This window comes from Halorubrum sp. FL23 (genome assembly GCF_052439115.2).
GTDB lineage: Archaea > Halobacteriota > Halobacteria > Halobacteriales > Haloferacaceae > Halorubrum > Halorubrum persicum.
The window spans coordinates 134,197-156,664 of record NZ_JBQVRO020000010.1; the positions used below are offsets into that span (position 1 = coordinate 134,197).

At 60.4% G+C, this 22,468-nt stretch carries 19 protein-coding genes and 5 pseudogenes; 11 read left to right on the top strand and 13 right to left on the bottom strand.

The window, feature by feature from the left end:
- Positions 1-6 precede the first annotated feature (6 nt).
- From ACT4MF_RS13260 to ACT4MF_RS13270, 3 genes and pseudogenes are all read right to left on the bottom strand, one after another.
- Positions 7-252, bottom strand: a pseudogene (locus ACT4MF_RS13260) (hypothetical protein); the annotation flags it as partial.
- A gap of 368 nt (positions 253-620) precedes the next feature.
- Positions 621-800, bottom strand: coding sequence for a DUF3179 domain-containing (seleno)protein (locus tag ACT4MF_RS13265; protein WP_444682963.1), 180 nt, complete (start codon positions 798-800; stop codon positions 621-623).
- Positions 801-865: 65 nt separating this feature from the next.
- Positions 866-1,651, bottom strand: coding sequence for a TSUP family transporter (locus ACT4MF_RS13270; protein ID WP_444682964.1), 786 nt, complete (start codon positions 1,649-1,651; stop codon positions 866-868).
- A 102-nt stretch (positions 1,652-1,753) separates the two neighbouring features.
- Here ACT4MF_RS13270 and ACT4MF_RS13275 point away from each other — a divergent pair.
- From ACT4MF_RS13275 to ACT4MF_RS13285, 3 genes and pseudogenes are all read left to right on the top strand, one after another.
- Positions 1,754-2,032 (top strand): annotated as a pseudogene (locus ACT4MF_RS13275) (oxidoreductase dimerization domain-containing protein); the annotation flags it as partial.
- Complete coding sequence (locus ACT4MF_RS13280; protein WP_180271858.1) at positions 1,998-2,543, top strand: NAD(P)H-hydrate epimerase; 546 nt, start codon at positions 1,998-2,000, stop codon at positions 2,541-2,543. The pseudogene ACT4MF_RS13275 and the gene ACT4MF_RS13280, both read left to right, overlap by 35 nt.
- A gap of 112 nt (positions 2,544-2,655) precedes the next feature.
- Positions 2,656-3,291 (top strand): annotated as a pseudogene (locus ACT4MF_RS13285) (IS6 family transposase).
- On the opposite strand, the pseudogene ACT4MF_RS13290 reads toward ACT4MF_RS13285, so the two are convergent.
- A pseudogene (locus ACT4MF_RS13290) lies at positions 3,279-3,914 on the bottom strand (IS6 family transposase). The pseudogenes ACT4MF_RS13285 and ACT4MF_RS13290 overlap by 13 nt on opposite strands.
- A 94-nt stretch (positions 3,915-4,008) precedes the next feature.
- On the opposite strand from ACT4MF_RS13290, the gene ACT4MF_RS13295 reads away from it, so the two are divergent.
- Positions 4,009-4,377, top strand: coding sequence for a VOC family protein (locus ACT4MF_RS13295; RefSeq protein ID WP_444682965.1), 369 nt, complete (start codon positions 4,009-4,011; stop codon positions 4,375-4,377).
- Positions 4,378-4,518: 141 nt separating this feature from the next.
- Here the strand turns inward: ACT4MF_RS13295 and ACT4MF_RS13300 are convergent, their stop codons facing one another.
- Positions 4,519-5,430, bottom strand: coding sequence for an HpcH/HpaI aldolase/citrate lyase family protein (locus ACT4MF_RS13300; RefSeq protein ID WP_444682966.1), 912 nt, complete (start codon positions 5,428-5,430; stop codon positions 4,519-4,521).
- A 346-nt stretch (positions 5,431-5,776) separates the two neighbouring features.
- Between ACT4MF_RS13300 and ACT4MF_RS13305 the strand changes: the two genes are divergently transcribed.
- From ACT4MF_RS13305 to ACT4MF_RS13315, 3 genes are all read left to right on the top strand, one after another.
- Entirely contained in the window at positions 5,777-6,730 is a 954-nt protein-coding gene (locus ACT4MF_RS13305; protein WP_444682967.1) for an AEC family transporter, read from the top strand.
- 674 nt (positions 6,731-7,404) lie between these two features.
- Entirely contained in the window at positions 7,405-7,815 is a 411-nt protein-coding gene (locus tag ACT4MF_RS13310) for a cupin domain-containing protein (protein WP_444682968.1), read from the top strand.
- A gap of 202 nt (positions 7,816-8,017) precedes the next feature.
- Positions 8,018-8,851: a phosphoenolpyruvate hydrolase family protein gene (locus ACT4MF_RS13315; protein WP_099254230.1), complete on the top strand. Its 834-nt coding sequence runs from the start codon at positions 8,018-8,020 to the stop codon at positions 8,849-8,851.
- A gap of 620 nt (positions 8,852-9,471) precedes the next feature.
- Here ACT4MF_RS13315 and ACT4MF_RS13320 read toward each other — a convergent pair.
- The 7 genes from ACT4MF_RS13320 to ACT4MF_RS13350 all read right to left on the bottom strand — a co-directional run bounded on the left by ACT4MF_RS13320 (position 9,472) and on the right by ACT4MF_RS13350 (position 17,444).
- The gene (locus ACT4MF_RS13320; protein WP_444682970.1) at positions 9,472-10,737 is read right to left on the bottom strand and encodes a BamB-related PQQ repeat family beta-propellar protein; all 1,266 of its coding nucleotides are present in this window, start codon (positions 10,735-10,737) and stop codon (positions 9,472-9,474) included.
- 103 nt (positions 10,738-10,840) lie between these two features.
- Positions 10,841-11,584, bottom strand: a complete 744-nt coding sequence (locus ACT4MF_RS13325; RefSeq protein WP_099254227.1) for an ABC transporter ATP-binding protein — start codon at positions 11,582-11,584, stop codon at positions 10,841-10,843.
- Positions 11,581-12,339 (bottom strand): ABC transporter ATP-binding protein, encoded by a 759-nt coding sequence (locus ACT4MF_RS13330; protein ID WP_099254226.1) that lies wholly within the window; start codon positions 12,337-12,339, stop codon positions 11,581-11,583. Before ACT4MF_RS13330 ends, ACT4MF_RS13325 begins: the two co-directional genes overlap by 4 nt.
- Complete coding sequence (locus ACT4MF_RS13335; protein WP_099254225.1) at positions 12,339-13,493, bottom strand: branched-chain amino acid ABC transporter permease; 1,155 nt, start codon at positions 13,491-13,493, stop codon at positions 12,339-12,341. Before ACT4MF_RS13335 ends, ACT4MF_RS13330 begins: the two co-directional genes overlap by 1 nt.
- A complete protein-coding gene (locus tag ACT4MF_RS13340; protein ID WP_099254224.1) occupies positions 13,490-14,431 on the bottom strand; it encodes a branched-chain amino acid ABC transporter permease in 942 nt (313 codons plus the stop codon). Before ACT4MF_RS13340 ends, ACT4MF_RS13335 begins: the two co-directional genes overlap by 4 nt.
- Before the next feature lie 216 nt (positions 14,432-14,647).
- Complete coding sequence (locus tag ACT4MF_RS13345; protein WP_444682971.1) at positions 14,648-16,039, bottom strand: ABC transporter substrate-binding protein; 1,392 nt, start codon at positions 16,037-16,039, stop codon at positions 14,648-14,650.
- A gap of 187 nt (positions 16,040-16,226) precedes the next feature.
- Positions 16,227-17,444, bottom strand: a complete 1,218-nt coding sequence (locus ACT4MF_RS13350) for a Tm-1-like ATP-binding domain-containing protein (protein WP_444682972.1) — start codon at positions 17,442-17,444, stop codon at positions 16,227-16,229.
- 281 nt (positions 17,445-17,725) lie between these two features.
- Here ACT4MF_RS13350 and ACT4MF_RS13355 point away from each other — a divergent pair, with 281 nt between their 5' ends.
- Positions 17,726-18,601, top strand: coding sequence for a GAF domain-containing protein (locus ACT4MF_RS13355; RefSeq protein ID WP_444682980.1), 876 nt, complete (start codon positions 17,726-17,728; stop codon positions 18,599-18,601).
- 91 nt (positions 18,602-18,692) lie between these two features.
- On the top strand, positions 18,693-19,454 hold the full coding sequence (locus tag ACT4MF_RS13360) for an IclR family transcriptional regulator (protein WP_099254221.1): 762 nt from the start codon (positions 18,693-18,695) through the stop codon (positions 19,452-19,454).
- Positions 19,455-19,861: 407 nt separating this feature from the next.
- Here ACT4MF_RS13360 and ACT4MF_RS13365 read toward each other — a convergent pair.
- Positions 19,862-20,365: pseudogene (locus tag ACT4MF_RS13365) on the bottom strand (transposase family protein).
- A 102-nt stretch (positions 20,366-20,467) separates the two neighbouring features.
- Here ACT4MF_RS13365 and ACT4MF_RS13370 point away from each other — a divergent pair.
- Both ACT4MF_RS13370 and gfo6 read left to right on the top strand, forming a co-directional pair.
- Positions 20,468-21,337, top strand: a complete 870-nt coding sequence (locus ACT4MF_RS13370) for a fumarylacetoacetate hydrolase family protein (RefSeq protein WP_099256119.1) — start codon at positions 20,468-20,470, stop codon at positions 21,335-21,337.
- Positions 21,334-22,428, top strand: coding sequence for a D-xylose 1-dehydrogenase Gfo6 (gene gfo6 / locus ACT4MF_RS13375; RefSeq protein WP_444682973.1), 1,095 nt, complete (start codon positions 21,334-21,336; stop codon positions 22,426-22,428). The genes ACT4MF_RS13370 and gfo6 overlap by 4 nt, the downstream gene beginning before the upstream one ends.
- Positions 22,429-22,468 lie beyond the last annotated feature (40 nt).

The following is a 22,468-nucleotide window of genomic DNA, read 5'->3' on the forward strand; positions in this document are numbered from 1 at the left end:
CTCGGCCTATTCTGCCGGTTGGGTGACTTCACCGTATCGGTGGACCCGGTCGAACGTCACGAGGTACGCGACCCGGTCGCAAACCTCGTCGGTGTCCACCTCCAATTCGGCAGCCAACTCATCGACCGTCATCGGCTCGTCGAGTGCTTGGAGGACTTCGAGCCCCCAGTAGTACCTATTCGTGAGCTCTTGGACACAGGTCTCGATCGGCGTGGTTATCCCGTACCGCTCCTCGAGTTTCTCAACGAGGACGGTGGCTGATGAGGAGGCTCATGATTCTGTGGTTTCGAGTGAGAGCGGCGGTCGCACGAACAACAATGTCGGTTTCGCCGACAGTTTCTTCCACTACACCACCAGCTGCCTCGATGACTGGCAGCGGGAAGCCGAGCGCCCCACCCTCGGCTGGGGTCACTCCGAGAATGGTAGTCTTTGGGTCAAGATCCCCGTGGTCCCACTCACGCTCCGGCCCCTCACCCCGCATCCCTCGGAGGCCGAACGCTTCTCGCTCCGCGTAGACCCTCTACCCCGAATCGTCGTACCCGCTTGCGGCGGCCGATCCACTGGATTCAGGCTGAAACACCACGCCGTCAGGGTAGGATCGCGGAAGGCAGCGTACGTCGTCATCGGTTCGGAGCGGATCCGGGGTTGCTCACCGGTGAGCTCGCCTGCGATACACTCACCGGTCGACTGTTCCACTCGGATTCGGTCTCATGGTCGTACAACACGAGATCATCATCTGCTAGCTTTCCTGAGACGCCGAAGGCGAGGTGCTGGCCGTTAACAGTCGCATCGTAAACCACGCCACTACCACAGATCGGACACCACGTGACAGCGATCGGATCATCACCCTCGTCGCCGACGGCGCTCAGGCGATTCCCGCGCCGCCGAGGATCAGCCGGACACCGATGACCGTCAATAGCCCGAGGACGACCCCGCGCCGGAGGCGCTCGCTCACGCGCTCGCGGAGGCGCTTTCCAACCGCGACACCAGCGACCGCGGGGACCGCAGCGGCGACCGAGGCGAAGGCGAGCCCAAGGTCGGGATAAAGGCCGAGTGCGCCCGCTGCGACGACTCGGAGGCCGTTGATCCCGACGAAGACGAGCGCGACGACGCCGACGAACAGCCCGTGTGAGAGGTCGAAACCGCGAACGAACGCGACGAGTTGTACCCCGACGTTCGTCGCGCCGAACAGGACGCCGGAGACGGCTCCGACGGCCGCCATGACGAGGGGCGTGTCGGCGACCGCCCGCTCGGTCGCGGTCGACGGGGACGGCAGGGGGACGACGCGCTGGGTCGTCGCAACGAACCCGAGCGAGACGAGTCCGAGCAAGATCCGGACCGGGGGCCCCGGAAGCCTGTCGAGAAGCGCCATCCCCAGAATGGTGCCGACGAGGGCGGCGACGAGTAGCGGCGCGAATCGAGTGCCACAGGTCCGAAGCTCCTCCCGAGTGAGGTCGCCGACGAGTGCGACGTTCACGGCGAACATCGGGATGATCATGAACGCGACGGCGGTCGCGGGGTCGAGCGTCGCGGCGAGTACCATCGTCCCGACGACGGCGAATCCGAATCCCGCGACCCCGTTGACGGCGCCCGCTACACCGACGACGATGGCGATCGTCGCCACCAGTTCGACGGAGAGAGCGAGGGTCATACGCCACAAACGGGACGGTTATTTATAAACGAGAGTCGTTCGTGCGTCGTCGAAACACGCACGAGAGGCGAACCACGTTTCACCGGCCCCGTCAAGCGTCGCGACGGCGAGTATGCCGCGAACACGTACGCGTACGAGGAGACGGCCCGCGGGAGCGCGATGCACGCCGAGGGGTTCGTGAAGGTGCTCATCGACCTCGACGGCAACATCGAGGGATGCCACATCGTCGGTCCCGGGGCGTCGAACCTGATCGAGGAGGTCGTCGCGATGACCGCCGGCTCGGGAACGGTGGCGGACATCCGCGACGCGGTCCAGGTTCATCCCGCGCTCTCCGAGGTCGTCGACCGTGCCTTCTCGGGACAGTTCTCACGCGGCGGCGGGCTGGCGTGCGCTCGGCATCCGGCGAATCGGAGCCTCTCCGTTCAGGTCGTTCTCGACCGGCCTCGGACCAACGTCGACGGCGTCACCGCGGAACAGCTCCGGATACTGGAAGCGATGGACGTGCCGGTCGAATCGGTCGACGGCGACTCCGACCTCGACGCCGACGCGGCGCTGGGGGGGCGTCGTCGTCGACGCGCTGATCGGCTACGGGCTGGCGGGGACGCCCCGCGGCTCTACCGCGGAGCTGATCGAGGCGGTCTGCGGCGCGGCGAAAACAGTCGTATCGCTCGACGTCCCCTCCGGCACGAACGCGACGACCGGAGAGACACCGGGTGTCGCGGTCGAACCGGACTGCACGGTCACGCTCGCGCTGCCGAAGACGGGACTCCGGGCGGTCGGCGGCGATCTCCTCCTCGCCGATCTCTCGATCCCCTCGACGGTGTACGACCGCCTCGACGTCGAGTACGCGCACCCGTTCGTGGACCGGTTCGCGGTGCCGCTGTCACGGTAGGAAGCGCCGAACGACGAAACACGGAACACCGCGCCGGCTCGTTCGGGTTACCTCCGGCGGTAGTGTTCAGATAAGGATTGAAACGTGAGGCGGTGCGTTTTCAACGCGATTCATGCCCGAAAACGACCGCCTCAGCGGCTGTTTAGACGAGATCAACTTAGCGTTTGTGGAGCGAGAAGCAACACCGCGGCTGTTGATGAAGCTCAAAATTCAGCTTCGTTTATCCTGATTGTCGCTTTTAAATACTGTATCGTTTCTTGACTAATTCGGTGTCGGTCGGGTTCGATCTACCGTTCATAACTGGGTTCATGAGGTCGATCTACAGCCAGAGTCAGGTCGGAACCCGAATCACGTTGCGATTGATGAAACGGTGATTCAGCTTGAGGATGAACAATATTGGCTGTACGCCGCCGTCGGTCCCGACTCGAACGATCTGCTACATACAACGCTTGAGCCGACAAGAACAAACGTGATCGCAGATCAGTTTTTCGCTGAACTCCGCGAAAAACACGACGTAGATGACGCGACCGTTCTCGTTGATAGCGCGGTTCCACTTCACCGAGCCTGTGAAAAGCATGGCCTCGATTTCAGATACGAACGACATGGAAATCGGAACCGCGTCGAACGTGTATTTTGTGAGATAAAACGCAGAACTATCTATTTTTCGAACTGTCTCAGCAACGCGAACGCAGAAACTGCTCATGAGTGGCTGAGATCGTTCGCTTTCGCATGGAATCAGCTTATCTGAACACTACCCCAGACGGCGTGGGCTTGTAACCGCGTTTCCGCGGTCGGTGGATCGACGTGGCTGAAACAGTTTGAAAACGAAGCAGTTCGTCGGCCTAATTCTCTAATGACACGTTCGACGGACTCTCTGAAGCCGTGTTGTTCGACGCGGTGACTGTAGTTTTTGCGGCGGAGTCCACCGATCAGATCGTCGGCGTCATCGACGAGAAACAGCGCGTCTTCAACGTCGTGTTTCTCGGCTAATTCACTGAGAAACTCTCGTGCGATCGGAATCGTGTACGTCGGAAACAGCCGTAAATGAAGGATTCTGTTCGTTTCTGGATCGACGGCAGCGTACAGTCAGTACCGCTCATCGTTGACTTGAATCGCCTTCTGACCGATCGCAACGCGATCCGGGCTCTCACCGCCAGCTGGCTGTAGGTCAGCTTTTTGTACCCAGCTGTGAACAGCAACGCGACTTCGATCGATACCCAAATCCTCAAGAAGAGTAACTGTATTCGAGAGCGATGATTCCGCAAGTGGTTCCGAATACCCTTTTCAATGATCTCGCGGGGTGTCCGCTCTCGCTCCACAAACCCAAGTCGATCCACTCGGTACCTCGCTGAGGAGGGCGTTTTTCGGCATAGAGCACTGAATCCTCGTCCCCGCCTCTTGCTTAACTTAACACCGCGAGCCCGGTTCTGTCGGGATTTATTAGGGTGCTGGGACAAGGCGTGATATGGAGATACTCCACACGTGTCTGAACGTGGCGGACGCGGATCGCACCGCAGACTGGTACGTCGAGCAGCTCGGGTTCGAGCGCTCCTGGGAGTTCACGACCGCCGACGGCGACACGCGGAACGTGTACGTCGCCGACGACGCCGGCGTCGAGTTCCAGCTATCAGACACCGACGGCGAGGAGCCGAGCGCCGACGGCGACCGCTACGACCACGTCGCCGTCGGCGTCGACGATGTTGACGCGACGTTCGATGAGATCGACCACCACGGCGTCGTGAAAGAACCGGGCGACCAACCTGCGGCCGGCGCGCGCACCGCGTTCGTGAAAGACCCAGACGGGCACGCCGTCGAACTCATCGAATCGCTCTGATCGGCGACAAACCGCGGTCGCAGTCGCTTTTTCGACGCCGATAGCTCCGAGATAACGTCAAGGTCGACGATGTCAATACCGGCGGCTCCTCCCCGAGTGCCTAAAAAACGAGCGAACGAGCGAGATTGGGATGCTGGCAACTTACAGAATGCCGGCGGCTTCGGCGGTCTCGACGATGTCTTGGGCCATCTTGTTGGTGGCCTCGTCGACCATCTGACCGTCGACGCTCACGGCGCCCTGGCCTTTCTCCATCGCCTCGGCGTAGGCGTCGACGATGCGCTTGGCGCGCTCGGCCGTTTCCGGGTCGGGCGCGAACACTTCGTTACCGATCTCGATCTGTGAGGGGTGGATCGCCCACTTCCCGTCGCAGCCGATCATGTTGGCGTTCTCGGCGGACTCGCGGAACCCGTCGGCGTCCTCGATGTCGGCGTACGGCCCGTCGAGACACGGCAGTCCCGCCGACTTCGCCGCGGAGTTGCACTCGGAGAGGGCGTGATGCCAGTAGTGACCGGGGTACTCGGGGAACTGCCCGATGTCGAGTCCGGGCGTCCCCATCGCCGCGGAGTAGTCGCCCGGCCCGAAGATGATAGAGGAGAGCCGCTCGGAAGCGTGAGCGATGTCGTGGACGTTGTGGATCCCCTCGCCGTCTTCGATCTGGGGTTCGAGGCCGATCCCGCCGACCTCCAGCCCGTTGTTCTCCTCGACCTGCGCGAGCAGATTCTCGACGGTGTGGATGTCGCTGGCGGCCTTGACCTTCGGCACGATGATGTCGTCGATAAACTCACCGGCCTCGCTGACGACGGTGATCAGGTCGTCGTACCACCACTTGGTGTCGATACCGTTCATTCGGAAGCTGAGGACCTTATCGCTCCAGTCCTCCTCGCGAGCCGCCTCGATCAGCGGCTCACGTGCGTCGGGCTTCGCGTTGGGCGCCACGGAGTCTTCGAGATCGAGGAACACCTCGTCGGCGTCGCTGTCGGCCGCCGAGTGCATCATCTTCTCGTCGCTCGCGGGCGTTGCAAGCTGCGTTCGTCGAAGAGTAACATCTGACATAATTCATCTCAATTTCCCTCAGCCGTTATGATAAAACTATCTCACGCGGGGATATTTTCTCTGGACCGAGACCGGGAGAATACGAGATGAGCGGAGTGTGGAGCGAGGCTCCGTGGAGACGAAACGCCTTCACACACCAACGTACACGTCACCTGCACCCACGGGAAACTGCGCGAGTACGGATGTTCTAACCACGGTGCCGGGCGTCGAGAGTGATCTACCAGAGGAATCTCCGACACTATTTGTACCCGAGGGTGTTTGAGGCGAATGTGAGTCGACAGCTACGGCAGGCCACCATGATGGAACTGGTCGCCAAATCGAAGAATCCACCAGCGAGGGAACGGGAATGTCGCTGACCGGTGCCTTCACGAACGCAATTCTTCCGATCCTCTCAGTGGCAGTCGTCGGGTATCTGTTGGCACGGTTAACCGAGATCGATGTTGATCCAGTGAACACCCTTGGCCTGTACGTTCTCATCCCCGCGCTCGCGTTTCACAGTATCGCGACGACCACCCTCGGCGGCGGAGAAGTTGCGAAACTCGGCGTCGGCGTCGTTGGATACGCTCTGCTCATGATTGCGATCGCGTGGGGGGTGGGGTACCTCAGCGGGGAGTCCGGACCCCTCCTCGGCGCGCTGATGCTGGCGGCGGCGTTTCCGAACTCGGGATTCGTCGGAATTCCGCTCTCCGAATTTGCCTTCGGAGAGATCGGACGAACAACTGCGGTTCTCTACCTCACAATCCAGAACCTTGTGGTGTACACCCTCGGTGTCTACATCGCGTCCGGTGGGTCCGATAGCCGGCCGCTCGACGCGGTGCTTGAGGTGTTTCGACTTCCACTGATATACGCCATCGTGGCCGCCGTCGCGATGCGGATGCTCAACCTCGTCCCCCCGCCCGAGTCGGCGGCGATGGAGACAGTTGGGCTCGTCGGCGATGCTTCGGTCCCAGTGATGCTTCTGATCCTCGGGATCCAGATGGCTGAGACGGACGTATCAGCGATATCTCGGTCCATACTTCCATCGACACTGAAACTCGTCGTCGCGCCGGTTGTCGGACTCTCGCTCGCGCTCGCGCTCGGATTTAACAATCCCACCGTCGCGAAGGTCTTTGTATTAGAGTGTGCAACCCCGGCAGCGGTCATCCCGCTCGCGCTTACGATCGAGTACACTGACGACGTGGTTGTCGACGGGATCACGGCGCCAGAATACCTCAGTACGGCCATCTTTACGACTACCGTTGCGAGTATCGGTGTACTCGCGGTGCTCGTCGCAGCGCTTCACGCCGCCACATTCTTTTGACGATCTGTATCTCTTCGATCGCATCGACACCGACATCAGTATTAACATATTGTAAATATACTACTATTCCGCACAGAGCGTTTACGAAAGTTGGACGCAATCCGTTCGCACGTGTACTGGTCTCGGTTGGCGAAGGTGAGTTGAAGTGTGCATTACAGACGTACTATTGTAATGTATTCCAGTAGCGCACGTGCCACGATGGGATAGTCTCTCGCTGTGGGAGTCCACTGGCGAGCAGAGGGGCTTACTAACTGATCGGCAGATCCATTTGTTCACGATATGTGAAACGGCTAAGACACTGAGATGTGCGATTCGAGTCCTCAGCTTGTTTTGTCAAATCTGCTGGATTTTATCCCCGGATGACGGCCGTGACGAACTGGATGGATCGCCCTGGAAAGGGTTTGATTCGGGTGATGTCAGCGATATCATGCCCGCACTTAGAGTGGTGGTAGTTAACACATAACGATTCACAGGAAATATAGAATAAAAACATGATAATATGATCTGATCGAATAACGACATCTCTGCCGCGCGATCAGCGTTTACAATATGTGACCTATCGTGGCCAAAGCGGATAATCGGCCCGTGTCGTCGAAATTTCCATGAGCGGCGGCTGTACGCCACTCACAATCACCAAGATATTTATTGGCGTCCGTTAATTGGTAGCGTGTATTATGGTAGCTGAAAAGCGATTCGTCAGTCCCGAAGACGTAGAGACCATCAAACTCGACTGGGGAACACTCAAGTGGATGAACACCCCGGACGTCACCGGTTCGTCCGGATTCAGCGCGGGTGTTGTGATGCTCGAACCGGGCAAAGGACACGAGCGGCATACCCATCCCGACAGCGAAGAGATACTGTATATTCTCGGCGGTGAAGGCAAGCAAACCATCGCCGACGAGGAGCGAACGATCACGACGGGAGAGATGGTCTACATTCCGAGCGGGGTCGAGCACAGTACCATTAACACCTCGTGGGAACCGCTCAGGTTCCTCGCAGTGTACTGTCCGCCCGGTCCGGAGGACGAGATCCGCGAGCTCGCGGAAGCGACGGTTTACCCGCCAGGAGAGTTCCCCGACGCCTGACCGCGCACCCGTGACAGGGGAATTGTGTTGTGACGAACCCCTGAGAACTGTGTTGTACTGCGGCCGTGAGCGTGAGCAGTCTTGTTTCAGCCGTTTACGGGACTGAGACGTTCTCTCAGACGGGTAAACGCTTCTCAGGTGAGGCTAACTCTCTTGTTTCTTCCACAATATTAAAGTGATGCGAGGTGCCCCGTCAAGTTGTATGAAGTACACGCGCTCAGAATCACTCAACCGGCTAGAATCAACTATCGAAGCAGGAGAGCCCATCATCGGTGCCGGTGCGGGAACCGGTATCTCAGCGAAGTTTGCCGAGCGAGGGGGTGTCGACCTCCTGATCATCTACAACTCGGGACGATACCGCATGAACGGACGTGGGTCCCTCGCGGGGCTCCTCCCGTACGGCGACGCGAACGAGATCGTCACCGAGATGGGTCACGAAGTCATTCCGGTTGTAGAGGATACACCGGTGCTTGCCGGCGTCAACGGGACGGACCCGTTCCGGGACATGAGCGTCTTCATTGAGGACCTCCGCCGTCGAGGCTTCTCCGGAGTACAGAACTTCCCCACGGTCGGCCTTATCGACGAGGACAGCACGTACCGACAGAACCTTGAAGAGACAAATATGGGGTACGACAAGGAGGTCGAAATGATCCGCGAGGCGAGCGAGCAGGAGATGTTGACCTGTCCGTACGTGTTCACGGAAGAGCAGGCGAAAGCGATGACCGAAGCGGGTGCTGACGTGATCGTCTCGCATATGGGACTGACCACCTCGGGCGACATCGGTGCGGAGACGGCGCTCGATCTGGATGAGGCGTCAAAGCGCGTGCAGGCGCATCACGACGCCGCCAAATCCGTCCGAGACGACGTCCACGTCATCTGTCACGGCGGGCCCATCGCGTGGCCTGATGACGCAGAGTACGTCCTGAATAACACCGAGGGGATCGTCGGGTTCTTCGGCGCGTCGAGCATCGAACGCCTCGCAACCGAAGACGCGATCGAGAACCAGGCTCGCAAGTTCAAGTCGATCGACTTCTGAGCGCGAGCCAGATGTACGGTCCGGGATCGGCAGGGGATGACTTGCTTCCCGCATCGATTGAACCGCTGTCGGACGGACCACACGAGGTGGCCTCGGTCTACTATTCCTCGCTGTTACGGCAGCGATGAGCCGTCGAAGCGCAGTGAGATGCCGGTGATACCGAGGAGATCGGCGATCGTGGGGACAACATCTCGGGCTTCGGCAGTCACCTGTTCCAAGTCGTGGCTGGGGTCGGCGGGCCAGCCAAGCCAGTAGCAGCCGAATGCGCCGGTATTCACCCAACGTGCGAGCCGCCAACCATCGTCGGATTGAGCGACGCCAGCCCTATTTCGCCGAAGAACAGCTTGCACGGGCCATATCTCGGTTTGGCATGGATGTCCATATCCGTCGCGTAGTACGGGATGTTGTCCCTGTCGCACCACCAGTAATACTGGAACCAGATGTTAGAAGGCGCGACCAGAACCAGCCCCCCGCGTTCGGATGGTCGAGGTTGTACGCCGACTTCTCGGTATCAGTGATGATCGTCTCGATGCCGTCAAGATCCGCTATGGCGGTCCGAGCCGCCGCGAGGTCGTCAGACCACAAATTTCGAGCAAGTGACCGCCAACATGCCGGAAGTTTCACTCGACGGCGTACAGCGTTGAATCAGTCCCCCCGAAGTAGAGCGTTCCGTCGACGAGCGCCGGACTGGATCCCACGCCTCGGCCGCCGATCTCCAGGAACCACTCTTGATCGCCATCCAGCGTGAACGCGTGCATCCCCGCGGTGCTACTGCCGCCCTCCGTCTGTCGGTGGCTGCCGACGTAGAGTCGATCCGACGTGACGACCGGACTACTCCCGACCTCGAGCGAGGAGGTCTCGTAGTCCCACACCTCTTCGCCGGTCTGCCGGTCGAACCGGAATACCTTCCCGTAGTTCGTGGTCGGGTCATCGAGCGAGTTGTACGGAGTGTTTCCGACGTACACGGCGTCCTCGCTGACGGCGACGGAACCGGAGATGTACCGGCCAGCCGTGTCGGCGAACCACATCTCTTCACCCGTCTCCGCGTCGACCGCGTGGACATTCCCGTTCCAGTCGGCGAAGTACACCGTTCCGTACGCGACGGCCGGACTCGACCAGATCATGTCTCGGGTCTCGTAGGTCCACCGCTCGTCCCCCGTGTTCGGGTCCAGCGCGTACATCACGCCATCGGAGGCGCCGACGTACATCGTTTCGTCGGTGAGGGCCGGCGTGCTCACGACCTCCGTGCCGATCTCGACCCGCCACTCCGTCTCTCCCGACTCTGCGTCGAGCGAGTAGACCCACCCGTTCTCCGGCACGTCCGCGTCGTTCGCGTACCACGCACACGCGAGGTTGTGACAGCCGATGCCGACAAGGATCGAGCCGTTCCACGGCGTCGGACTCCCTCGGATCAGGCCGTTGAACGAGCGGGACCAGCGCTCCTCACCCGTCTCGGCGTCGACGGCATACAGGTGTTTGTCGTACGACCCGACGTACACCGTCCCATCGTCGTACGCGGGCGTCGCCTCGATCCGGTGGTCGGACGAGAACGTCCACACCGCCTCGCCCGACCCGGCGTCAACAGCGTACAGCGCGTTGTCGGCGCTGCCGATGAACACTGTGCCGTCCGCGACCGCTGGACTCCCCCAAAACGGTCCCTCCGCCTCGTACGTCCACGCGACCGTCGGTTCCGTGCCGAGCCCCGAATTGGCCCCCGTGTAGCCGGTGTTGTGCTGTTCTCCCCGAAACGTCGGCCACGAGGAAATCGGTTCCGAGACCGGGTGACTCTGTGAGGCGGAACCCAGCGATCGCTGACAGCCCGCGGTGGCGGTGACAGCAGACGCTGAGAGCGCAGCGAGGAACTGTCGCCGATTTCGGTACGTCATCTAGCCGTGGTAATGGCTTCGGCGGAATAATACTACCGGCACGAGGCCGACCAGCGAACGTGTCCGATCGATCGAGTACGAAATGGGGGATCTGGACCGTGGCTCAGACGACGAGGTACTCGTCGAGGTCCTCGTTCTCCAGCTCCTCGGTGGTTCCCTGGTACACGATGTCTCCCTGATCGAGAACATATCCTCGGTCCGCGATGCGAAGCGCTTCGTGGACGTTCTGTTCGATGAGCAGCACTGTCAGCCCCTGATCTGCGATCTCCTCGATGGAGTCGCCGACGGCGGTGACGATCTGGGGGGCCAGCCCCTCGGTGGGCTCGTCCAACAGGAGGAGATCCAGATCCGGCAGCCGAAGGGTACGCGCGATCGATAGCATCTGCTGTTCGCCGCCCGAGAGCGTCCCGGCCTGCTGGGCCTTGCGCTCCTCAAGACGGGGGAATAGGTCGTAGAGTTCACCGATCTCCATGGTGCTTTCTCCGCCACCGAGCCCGCGTCGGCGGACGGTGTTCCACCAGCTCCGCGTGATGGTCGACAGTTCGAGGTTCTCCTCGACGGTCAGTTCGGTGAACAGCCGCCGGCCTTCGGGAACGACGCCGATACCGCCCATCGCGATGTCGTCGGCCGGCCAATCGGTGATGTCGGAGCCGTCGAACCGGACCGATCCCGAACGGATCTCCGGCGGCTCTGTGCCAGCGATGCTGCGGACCGTCGTCGTCTTTCCGGCACCGTTCCGTCCGAGGAGGGTTACGACCTCACCCTCGTCGATGGACATCGAGACCCCCCTGAGGATGTGGCTCGGACCGTAGTGGGCGTGGACGCCGTCGAGTTCGAGGAGCGTCATTCTCCCTCACCTCCGAGGTAGGCCTCGCGAACCGCCGGGTGGTCCCTGATCTCGTCGGGAGTCCCCTTCGCGATTAACTCGCCCTGGTGGAGCGTGAAGATTCGGTCGGAGATATCGAAGACGATGTCCATATCGTGTTCGACGAGGAAGATCGTCATTCCCCACTCCGATAGGAGATTCTCGATGAGATCGACGGTCATCTCGGTCTCCGTCGGCGACATTCCCGCCGTCGGCTCGTCCATGAAAAGCAGGTCCGGGTCGGTCGCAAGCCCGATGGCGACCTCCAGTCGTCGCTTGTCGCCGTAAGGGAGCGACGCGGCCTCCATTCCTGCCTTCTCACCGAGTCCGATGGTGGCGAGGATGTCGTCCGTCAGCTCCTGGACCTCGTCGAAGGAGTCTCGGCGACTGAGGAAGTTAATCCGGAAGGAGCCGTGCTCGGCAGCGAACGCCGCAACCTGAACGTTCTCGCGGACGGAGAGCTCAGGAAGGATCGACGCCGTCTGGAACGTCCGGCCCACGCCGAGCTGGGCGATCTCGAAGGGCTCCATGCCGACGAGGTCATTTCCGGCGTACGTCACCGTCCCCCGGGTCGGCGTGAGCCGTCCCGTGATCGTGTTGATGAGTGTCGACTTCCCGGCGCCGTTGGGGCCGATAAGTGACACTAGTTCGCCCTCTTGGACGGCGATTTCGACGCCGTTGAGGGCCGTGAGGCCACCGAATTCTTTCGTCAAGTCGTTCGTTTCGAGGAGCGCCATTACCGCTCACCCCCGTCGGACCCTTCGGCGGCTGAGCCGCCAGTCAGCCGGCCTTTCACCTTCTCGGCCAGATTCCTTGGCTCGCGGAGCTCCGCGGTGAAATCGGTGATCATTCCCCAGATGCCGTCGGGATAGACCCACACGACGGCGGTGAACGAGACCGCCAACATGAGCAGCCAGTAGTTCCCGAGCATGGGATACCCGTTGACGATTCCCTTGAAGTAGAACCACACGAACGTGCCGATAACCGGTCCGGCCAGCGTACCGAGGCCGCCGAGAACCGCCATCACGACCACGTCACCACTGATCGACCAGTAGAGCCGCTCGACGCCCGCAAACTGGGTATTGACAGCCAGCAGCGCGCCCGCGAGACCGGTGATCCCCGCCGAGAGGAGGAACGCGGCGAACTTGTAGCGCCAGACGTCGAGGCCGACGAAAGACGCGCGGGTCTCGTTCTCGCGGATGGCCTTGAAGATCAGTCCGTAGGGCGATTTGCGAACCCGGGTGATGAACACGACGGCGCCGACGAAGAAGGCGCCGACGAAGAGGTACAGGTTGTTCACGACGAGTTCACCGAGGATACCGCCGTACTCGTGTTCGAGGTCGACCATCCCGAGGAGAGGCGTCCTCTCAACCTCCAGTCCGTTTATCCCCTGTGTGATTCCTTCGAGGGGATTGCTCGCGAGGAAGTACAGGAACTGGCCGATCGCCAGCGCCACGATGGCGAAGTACACCGTGTGGAGACGGAGCAGGATAACCGCCGCGACCACTCCGAGGGCGAGCGCGGACAGCACTCCGACGACGACGATCAGCAGCGGCTCGTTGAACACGTGAATCGAGAACAGCGCGGTCGCGTAGCTCGCGGTCCCGAAGAACATCGCGTGTCCGAACGAGAGGAGGCCGGTCTGTCCCAACAGGAGGTTGAATCCGAGCGCGAAGATGGACCAGATGAGGATGGTTATTGTGAGCCCGTGGTACCCCTGTGTCACGTCCGAAACGACGGGTGCTCGACTGAACAGGTAGGAGAACGTGAGGACGAACGCGACCGAGACCATGAAGATGAACCGCTCGGTGTGTTTGATCCGGTCCCAGGCGTCCACGCTGATCAGAGACGATTCGTCCTCGACGTCGGTTTGTAAGTTATCAGTACTCATTGTCCTATCTTCGCAGAGGGGAAGATACCGCTCGGTCTGATCGTCAACACGACGATAGCCAATAAATAAATGCTGGCTTGGGTCATGCTCGGTGCCACCACTGTTGCCAACGCGAACACGAAACCAGCGAGGAGAGAGCCGATGACCGTTCCACGGAGGCTCCCGACGCCGCCCATGATCACGATTACCAGTGATGGGATGAGAATCTCCATCCCGATTCCGGAGGTAACGTTGAAGAGTGACCCCCCGAGAACGCCGGCGAGCCCCGCGTACGCGGCACCGATCGCGAAGATCAGCAGGAAGGGTCGACCGACGCGAATGCCGAGCATTTCGGCCATCTCCGAGTCCTCGGTCCCGGCCCGTACCGCGAGGCCGTAGTCGGTGTACTTGAAGAACGCGAAGATGACTCCGATGAGCACCAGCGTGAGCGTCACGACGAGCACCCGTATCGTCGACGCGGCGCTCATCCCCGGCGGCGTTCCGATCAGCGGGAAGGAAATCGCGCCCATGAGCCACTCGGGGCGGGGATAGATCGTTCCGGTCCGACCGAAGACGATGGCAAATATCTCTTGGGCGGCTATCAAGACGCCGAACGTGACCAACAGCTGTTCAAGCAGATCGCGATCGTAGAACGGCTTCGCGAGCAGTCGTTCCATGGCCACGCCCAGGACGAAGATGACGGCCGGCGTCAGAATCAACGCCGGCACGAATCCCCACCCGAGACCGATCGCCCCAAAATCCGAGAGGAGACCCCCAAACTGCTCGTTGGACGCGATGAGGAGACCGATGTATGCGCCGCCGAGATAGAGAACACCGTGGGCCATGTTCACATATTTAAGCGACCCGAACACGATTGACAGGCCGATGGCGACCAGCAGATACAGCGATGCAACGCTCAGTGCGATGAATACGAACCCGACGGCCGCGTCGAGAGTCATCCCAGCCACCTCGGACCAGACGGAATTAGTCGTCTCATGGTTTGCACGACTAGCAATCATTTCTGCGGTACGTTAATCTTGTGATCCGGTGACTTTTCACGTGATACTGCGGCGCTCTGACGTGGGTCCTCAGGGTCGCCGACGCGACGGATCGCCGAAAATTGGAAGACGGAACAGGCGATGAGACTGTTCAGTCAAAAATCGTCGCGGTGGCAGTTACTCGTCACCGTATTCGTTCTCGTCCATCGCGCATTCAGTCGCCGGGAACGAGTCCGTTCCGTAGATCAACGGATCGGTCGTCTCGACGACCTCAGTGCGGATACCGAGCTCTTCGGCGCGGTCATCGCCGACCCCCTGCACGAGGTACCACGGCCGTTCGACCTGATGGTCAGCCTCGCGGAAGACCGAATCACCCCACGCGAGGCTCCACTCGAACTCCTCGAGCGTGCGGACCACCGTCGGCGGGTGGAACGTCCCCGCCTCCTCGACGGCGGCGGCGTAGACCATCATCGATTCGTAGGTGTGCAGCGAGCTTTGGTTGGGCGTCTCGCCGTACTCGTCTTGGTACGCCTCGACGAACACCTGGCTCGCCTCGTTGTCGGCGGCGGGATTCCACGGCTCCATACCGAGGACGCCCTCCGCGTCGGCCCCGAGCGGATCGAGAGTGAAGGCGCTGACGTGCGGGATGATCACGTCGATCTCGTCGGTCAAACCGGCGTCGCGCAGCTGCGCGAGCCCGCTGGCGGCGAAGCTGCCGAAGCTGGAGAAGTACAGCGTGTCGGCGCCAGACTCTTCGAGCGCTTGGATCTGCGAGCTGTGGTCGGACTCCCCTTCCGCAATGGCGGCCTCGCCGGCGTGCTCCCACGGACCCTGCTCGGTGAGATACTTTCGGGCGGCGTCTCGGTTCGACTGCCCGTACGAGTAGTCCATGAAGATGTGGAACAGCGATCGGTCCTCACCCAACACCGAGGGTGCCGCCTCGCCCATCGCCATCCCGATGATCTCCGCGTGGAACGTCGGGTGGAAGTAGTACCGGGAGCAGTTCTCTCCGGAGATCCCGGCCGACGTCGAGTTGCCACCCATGAACGGAACCTTCTCGCGTTGAGCGACATTCTGCATGGCCATCGTCACCGTACTCGACATGCCGCCCGTCCAGAACTGGATGTTATCCTGCTGGATCATCCGTTCGATGTTGTCCTGTGCGGTGTCGGCGCTGCCGGCCGTGTCGGCCTTCGTGGGCTCGACCTGGTGGCCCATGATGCCGTCGCCGCTCAGGCGATCCCAGAAATCGACGAGCCCGCCGCCGTTGTTGAGGTGATCGATCGCGAGATCGTACCCTCGCTCCTGATCCTGCCCGTCCGGACCCAGCGCACCGGAGGTCGGCCCGTTGAATCCGATCGCCACGGTGTCTCCCTCGGGCGGGAAGTTTCCGATTGCCTCGTAGCCGTCGCCACCGTCACCGCCGTCGCCACCGTCACTGCCGTCGCCACCGTCACCACCGTCACCGCCCCCTGAACAACCGGCGATACCGGCTGCAAGGCCGGTCGCGCCGATAGCTTTCAAATACTGTCTCCTCGAGCTGTCAGTTTGCATTTGCTTTTTCGTCATGGATTTTCGCAACGGTCGTAGAGACATGGTAAGAAGAGATAATTAAATCTTTGGGTAATTTCGGTCACGGACGGCGTCAACCGAATCGATTCTCCGTGTGAACCACGAACTTCCGGAAAACACCAGCCCGTGGATCGATGAGAGTAATGAATATCACGTCACCGTGGTACCAGAGCGAATGTGTCGCTCACGTCCCGGTAGATTCTTCCATGTACCGGTCCATCTGTTTCGCGAGCGCAATCGCGAACTCGTCGTCGTTGATGCCCACGTCAATCTCCATTACCTCAACGTTCTCGTTGACGTGCTCGCGGAGCGCGTCAAACAATGCCGCATCGGCCTCCGGATCGTGGAACGGTTCTCCGGGGGTATCTAGCATCGAGACGCCCGCAAGCGGAAGCGCAAGCGTAGTAGGGCCGGTCGCTGCGTTAAGCTTCTCTGCGATGATCCGCCCGAGTTCGGCGTTCTCCTCCGGGGTGGTCCGCATCAGCGTCACCTGCGGATTGTGAACATGAAACAGTCGGTCACCGAACTCATCAGGGACGGAGGATTTCGGACCGAAGTTGACCATGTCGAGTGCACCTGTCGATACCACCTGCGGGATGCCCGCCTCACCAGCCGCGTCGAGCCGTTCGGGGCCGGCAGAGAGAACCCCACCTACGAGCTCGTCCGCCCATTCCGTTGTCGTGACATCAAGGACACCGTCGATGACGCCCTCCTCGATCAACGCCTCCATCGCACGTCCACCGGTCCCGGTCGCGTGGAACACGATGGTCTCGTACCCCTGATCTTCGAGCCATTCGCGGGCCGTCTGGACACATGGGGTTGTCACGCCGAACATCGTGAGGCCGATGGTCGGCTTCCCCGCCGTCTCCACGTCGGGGTCCCGATCGACCATGCCGACCATGGCGAGCGCCGCGTTCGCGATGACCGTTCGCGAGAGCTGGTTGAGACCCTCAATGTCGGCGACGGAGTACATCATCGCGATGTCGGCGTACCCGACGTACGGCTCCGTGTCCCCCGAAGCCACCGTCGAGACCATCAACTTCGGCACACCGACCGGAAGTGCGCGCATTGCGGCGGTTGCCATCGACGTGTTTCCGGATCCTCCCAATCCGAGGACGCCGTCGAGACGCCCTTCCTCGTGAGCACGCGTTACGATGGCGGCGGCACCGTCACCCATAGCTTCGACCGCCTTCCCACGGTCGCCAGCCTCGCGAAGGGTCTCGAGATCCGTATCGGCCGCTGCCGCCACCTCGGCGGCGCCGACGTCCGGATCGATCTCGGGATCGCCCATCACACCGACATCGACGAGGGTGACATCGATGCCCTCCGCCTGGATAATGTCACGAGCGAATCCGATCTCTTCGCCTTTCGTGTCGAGAGTGCCGACAATGTATACGCTCATTGTCGCCCCACTGTGGACCGGCCGCGTCGAGCGGGGCTCTCCCCGAAAGTCGATCGGTCGTGTTGATGTCTGGTCGTCGATTCCGCACTGGGCCGTGTCACTGGCATCGCGCGATGCATGCTTTGTTGTCTCATGGCGTGCCGAATGACGCCGTAGACCATAATGAACATTCGGGTTGCAATGATCGCCTATCTCGGTGGGTCTTGCCTGAGGATTTATTATTGTGTCTTTGCTACATAGCGTTATCCATGGCTCAATCTCCAGACTGGAACCAAATCGAGGTGTCGAGCGCCGTTCCGCCCGCGTTCGAGAAAGAGGCGGCAGAGGGGCTCCCAACACTACAACAGCTCGCTGAGGTCGGCGTCTGGACGTACAACGTCGATGACGAGAAGCTCTGGTGGAGCAAAGAAGCAAAGCAGATACACGGGACCGACTCGGCACCGACGGTCCCAGACCTAATCGAACAGTACGAAGATGCGGATCAGCAGAAGGTACTCGAACATCTCTCTGAAGCGGTCGAGCGCGGCGAATCATTTTCGGTTGACGTCGAACACGCCAGCAAACGGACGACGAAGCGCACGGTGCGGCTCCGCTGTGCACCCGTCGTCGAAGACGGCCGAACCGTTCTGCTGCAAGGGGTCGTCCGCGACGTGACTGATCTGAAACGCCAAGAACAGCGCATCGAGATACTTCGGCGGACGAGTCAGGATCTCAGGAACGCCAGTTCGAAGGACGAGGTCGCGGAGCTGCTCGCCGACGCCGCGAAAAACGTCCTCGGGCTCGTGAACACGACCGTGCGGTTGGTCGATGAGAACCGAAACACCCTGCGGGTCGTCGAAGCGACTGAAGAGTGTTTAGAGCGTGCGGGCGACCGTCCGAGCTACGCAGTCACAGAGGACACGCCGGCGGCGGAGACCTACCGGACCGGAACACCCGTCATCGATAAGGACCACGAACACACCGGCGACGACCACAGCCGAGGAGCCCTGCGCTCAGGGCTGTACGTCCCGATCGGGAGCCACGGGGTTCTCAGCGCCGGTGACGTTGTTGTCAACGCCTTCGAGGAACACGATCTCGAGGCGGCGAGCCTCCTCGGCGAGCTCGGTGCGGAAGCGATTACGCGGATCGGATGGGTGAAGCGATCGAGAGCGATCTGATTGGGAGAGGTCGGCCGAGAGAATAGCTCTGTGGAGATCGTTCATTTACATTATGACAACAGTTATTATTGATCATGATTATAAGCCGAATATGATCGGTAACGTGACTGGGCGACGGCTCAAAACGACCGAGGCTTCACTGGAAATACTGCGGCTCATCCTCGAACACGATGGGCTCACTCTCAGTGAATTGGACAAGATGGTCGACAGTTCGAAGAGCTCGATCTGCAGTCACCTCAATACCCTCTTGGAGAGCCGCTATCTCGTCAAGGAAGATGGAATCTACAAAGTCAGCTTTCGAGTGGCCCTCTTGGGTGAACGAGCGAGACACCGGTATCCAACGGGCGAGGGTATCGAAACGGCTATTGATCGCTTGGCGCGCGCGACAGAGCAAGAGGCGAACTTCACCATCCTCGAACACGGGCGACTGCTCACCTGCTACGGTTCATCAGGCGACGATAATGCGAGTGAGAAAAGTGCCCGTTACCGTTCCGAGTATCACCTTCACAATACCGCAGCGGGGAAGGCTATCCTCGCCGAACTCGATCGGGACGAGGTCGAATCTATACTGGATCACTGGGGTCTCCCACGGGAGTCGCAGGAGACGATTACGGACCGCGATCATCTGTTCGACGTGCTCGAAACGTACGAATCGCAGGGCTACGCCGTCGTCGATGAGGAGTTCGCTCCCGGACTTGTCGCGATCGGGGCACCGGTCCATGACGAAGGCGGGGAGATCATTGGCGGAGTGAGTGTCGGCGGGCCGAAGTATCAGAACAGCATCACGCGGTTTGAACGGGAGTTCGCCGACCACCTATTCGACGCCGTCGACGAGATCGAATTGGTGGTCTGAGTGGAGGCCAACTTTCGATAGTGTCAATAGTAAACGAGTTCTCATGCGAAAATTCTCATAATGAAAATTTTTCGTGATGTTAACTATTAATAATGCGCACATCATACTCTGACACCGGTTTTTATTATATATGTATATATATTGTTGTAATTTGTTGGGGAATAGAGCCTTGACAGCGAAGATTAATTACTATATGTGAATACGCGGCTGGTTTACGGAGAATCAAGGAGAAAGCCTCGCGCTTCAGCGCGGGGAGGATGTTAATACATGTGAACCCGAACCGAGCAATTCAGGCCGATGGTGAAACGGAACGTGTGTGCTGTCGCCAGTCAGGGGTGTTGAGATTATACCAAGCTTCGATCGCGTTACCTTTGGCGTGAATTATGGCAGACTGCGGGCGCTTCGAGCTAGTTTTGAGCTGTCTCAAGTGCGACATTGCAGATCGAATCACTCGCAATCGATACCCATCTTCAGCAAGAACTGGTCCGACAGAGTCTGCGTCATTGGCTATGATTTTGACATTATCGAGCTGATAGCATCGATGAAGTTTGATGATGAATCATCCCGTTGCCTGCTTATTTACGGTTGGATAGAAGCCCATATGGAGGATCTCGTTGATATATGGATCAACCGCACCGTACAGCCAGAATTTCTGACGGTAAAGGCAGAGCATCTTTTCGCCAACCGCGAGTTGATCCTCGGGGACAGTCGAGGTCGACTTTCTGAGTCCAGTTGTGAATAGCGACGTGTCTCCGTCCGCTCCAAAATATTTCGAGACAGTTACTTATCTCACGGATCGACATGCCGCATAAGTGACCGCGAATTCCCTTTTCAATCACCCGGCGCAGCGTACGATCTCGCTCCACAAACGACAACCCGATACACACGATACGTTCGCTGAGACGTTTGATTTTGGTCTCAGAACTCTGAAGTCGAACGCCTCATTCACTAAGTTAACGTGACGGGCTTCTTGAGCCGTACTTTTATATCAGGCCACAGTGAGATGTAGACGGATGCGATACAGTCAGCTAAACCTATCGGGAAACAGACGTATAGCGGTAACTCGACGATCCGAAACGTACGATCTCACGAGCGCTAATTCGGATCTCCGATCGTTTGGGGACGTGGCGAGAGTGGCGAGTGTTGACGGAGATTCGATCGATCAGATCGCCACCAGCCTGCTCGATGAGGCCGAGACCATTGAACGGTCGACGGTGGACGAACATGCGACGGTTCCGGTGAACGCCTCAGAGGTCTGGGCGGCTGGCGTGACCTACGAGATCAGCGAACAGGCTCGGGAGGAGGAAAGCTCGATGCCGGACATCTACCTTGATGTCTACGACGCGGAACGCCCGGAGCTATTCTTTAAGTCCACGCCGTCGCGGACGGTCGGTCATCGAGAGGCCGTCGGGATCAGGGGGGATTCAGCGTGGAACGTCCCCGAGCCGGAACTGGGGATTGTCCTATACCGCGGCGAGATCGTCGGTTTCACGATCGGCAACGATGTGAGCAGCCGATCGATCGAGGGCGATAACCCGCTGTACCTGCCGCAGGCGAAGGTGTATGACCGGAGCTGTTCGCTCGGTCCGTGCGTTGTCACGCAGGATCACGTGGACGACCCTCGCGACCTCGAAATGGAGATGACCATCGAGCGCGACGGGGAAGTCGTGTACGAGGACGCAACGAACACGAACCAGATGGTCCGATCCTGTGAGGAACTCGTCTCGTACTTCACTCGACACAACGCCGTCCCGGAGCTGTCGGTGCTTCTGACCGGCACCTCGCTCGTCCCCGAAGAGCCGTTCGACCTGCGTGAGGGTGACCAGATCGACATCACCATTGAGGAGATCGGAACGCTCTCGAACGGCGTGGTCTCGGTATGACCGACGACGTCGTCCCCTCGCTCGACGGGTTCACCCGCCGCGACTGGCAGTCAGGGGAGACGAACGGGACGGTTAGGTTCGCGATGGTCGGGATGGGTTGGTGGACGCGCGAGCAGGCCATCCCCGCTGTCGAGGCGTCCGACTTCTGTGAGACAACTACCGTCGTCAGCGGCTCCGCGCAAAAGGTCGCAGCAGCGACTGACCTCGCGGACTCGATCGAACACGGGATCACTTACGAGGAGTTCCACGACGGGGTCGCGGAGGACGCCTATGACGCCGTGTACGTCGTCACGCCGAACGGGGCTCACCTCCCGTACGTCGAGACGGCCGCCGACCTCGGGAAGGCGGTCCTCTGTGAGAAGCCCCTCGAAGCATCGGTCGAGCGCGCCGAACGGCTCGTCGCTGCGTGCGACGACGTAGCCGTTCCCCTGATGGTTGCCTACCGGATGCAGACCGAACCGGCTGTGCGTCGGGCCAGAGAGCTCGTCGATGCGGGCGCGATCGGCGATCCTGTCCTGGTCCACGGGCACATGTCACAACGGCTCCTCGACGAGGTCGTTCCCGACCCGAACCAGTGGCGACTCGACCCCGAGCTGTCGGGCGGCGCGACGGTCATGGACATCGGCTTGTATCCGCTGAACACCGCCCGATTCGTCCTTGACGCCGATCCAGTCCAGGTCCGGGCCCGGGCGACTGTCGAGTCTGAACCGTTCGATGCGGTCGGCGACGAACACGTCAGTTTCGGCGTCGACTTCGATGACGGAACGCTCGCAGCGTGTACCGCCAGCCAGTCGGCCGCTCAGTCGAGCTTCCTCCGCGTGACGGGAACCGAGGGCGAGGTCGCGCTTGATCCGGCGTTCTACAACCGACAGGAGCGGAGATTTCGCCTGTCGATCGGCTCGCAGTCCGTGGACTACGACTTCGATCGGGTCAACCAGATGACCGAGGAGTTCGACTACTTCGCATACTGCCTGTTGACCGGGACCGACCCCTACCCCGACGGCGACCACGCGCTCGTCGACATGCGGACGATGAAGGCCATCTACGCCGCGGCTGAGCGCGGCGGTGACGTCGCGGTCGAAGCCGTCTAAGGGCCAGTCGCCTGCCGGCCATTTCGGACAATCCCGTCCG

What these genes read in the sequence shown, in the direction of transcription:
- ACT4MF_RS13345 (WP_444682971.1), bottom strand. Translation starts at nt 16,039, where the DNA reads ATGACGAAAAAGCAAATGCAAACTGACAGCTCGAGGAGACAGTATTTG.
- ACT4MF_RS13315 (WP_099254230.1), top strand. Translation starts at nt 8,018, where the DNA reads ATGAAGTACACGCGCTCAGAATCACTCAACCGGCTAGAATCAACTATC.
- ACT4MF_RS13330 (WP_099254226.1), bottom strand. Translation starts at nt 12,339, where the DNA reads ATGGCGCTCCTCGAAACGAACGACTTGACGAAAGAATTCGGTGGCCTC.
- ACT4MF_RS13310 (WP_444682968.1), top strand. Translation starts at nt 7,405, where the DNA reads ATGGTAGCTGAAAAGCGATTCGTCAGTCCCGAAGACGTAGAGACCATC.
- ACT4MF_RS13295 (WP_444682965.1), top strand. Translation starts at nt 4,009, where the DNA reads ATGGAGATACTCCACACGTGTCTGAACGTGGCGGACGCGGATCGCACC.
- ACT4MF_RS13350 (WP_444682972.1), bottom strand. Translation starts at nt 17,444, where the DNA reads ATGAGCGTATACATTGTCGGCACTCTCGACACGAAAGGCGAAGAGATC.
- ACT4MF_RS13325 (WP_099254227.1), bottom strand. Translation starts at nt 11,584, where the DNA reads ATGACGCTCCTCGAACTCGACGGCGTCCACGCCCACTACGGTCCGAGC.
- ACT4MF_RS13340 (WP_099254224.1), bottom strand. Translation starts at nt 14,431, where the DNA reads ATGACTCTCGACGCGGCCGTCGGGTTCGTATTCATCGCACTGAGCGTT.
- ACT4MF_RS13360 (WP_099254221.1), top strand. Translation starts at nt 18,693, where the DNA reads ATGATCGGTAACGTGACTGGGCGACGGCTCAAAACGACCGAGGCTTCA.
- ACT4MF_RS13370 (WP_099256119.1), top strand. Translation starts at nt 20,468, where the DNA reads ATGCGATACAGTCAGCTAAACCTATCGGGAAACAGACGTATAGCGGTA.
- ACT4MF_RS13320 (WP_444682970.1), bottom strand. Translation starts at nt 10,737, where the DNA reads ATGACGTACCGAAATCGGCGACAGTTCCTCGCTGCGCTCTCAGCGTCT.
- gfo6 (WP_444682973.1), top strand. Translation starts at nt 21,334, where the DNA reads ATGACCGACGACGTCGTCCCCTCGCTCGACGGGTTCACCCGCCGCGAC.
- ACT4MF_RS13270 (WP_444682964.1), bottom strand. Translation starts at nt 1,651, where the DNA reads ATGACCCTCGCTCTCTCCGTCGAACTGGTGGCGACGATCGCCATCGTC.
- ACT4MF_RS13305 (WP_444682967.1), top strand. Translation starts at nt 5,777, where the DNA reads ATGTCGCTGACCGGTGCCTTCACGAACGCAATTCTTCCGATCCTCTCA.
- ACT4MF_RS13335 (WP_099254225.1), bottom strand. Translation starts at nt 13,493, where the DNA reads ATGAGTACTGATAACTTACAAACCGACGTCGAGGACGAATCGTCTCTG.
- ACT4MF_RS13300 (WP_444682966.1), bottom strand. Translation starts at nt 5,430, where the DNA reads ATGTCAGATGTTACTCTTCGACGAACGCAGCTTGCAACGCCCGCGAGC.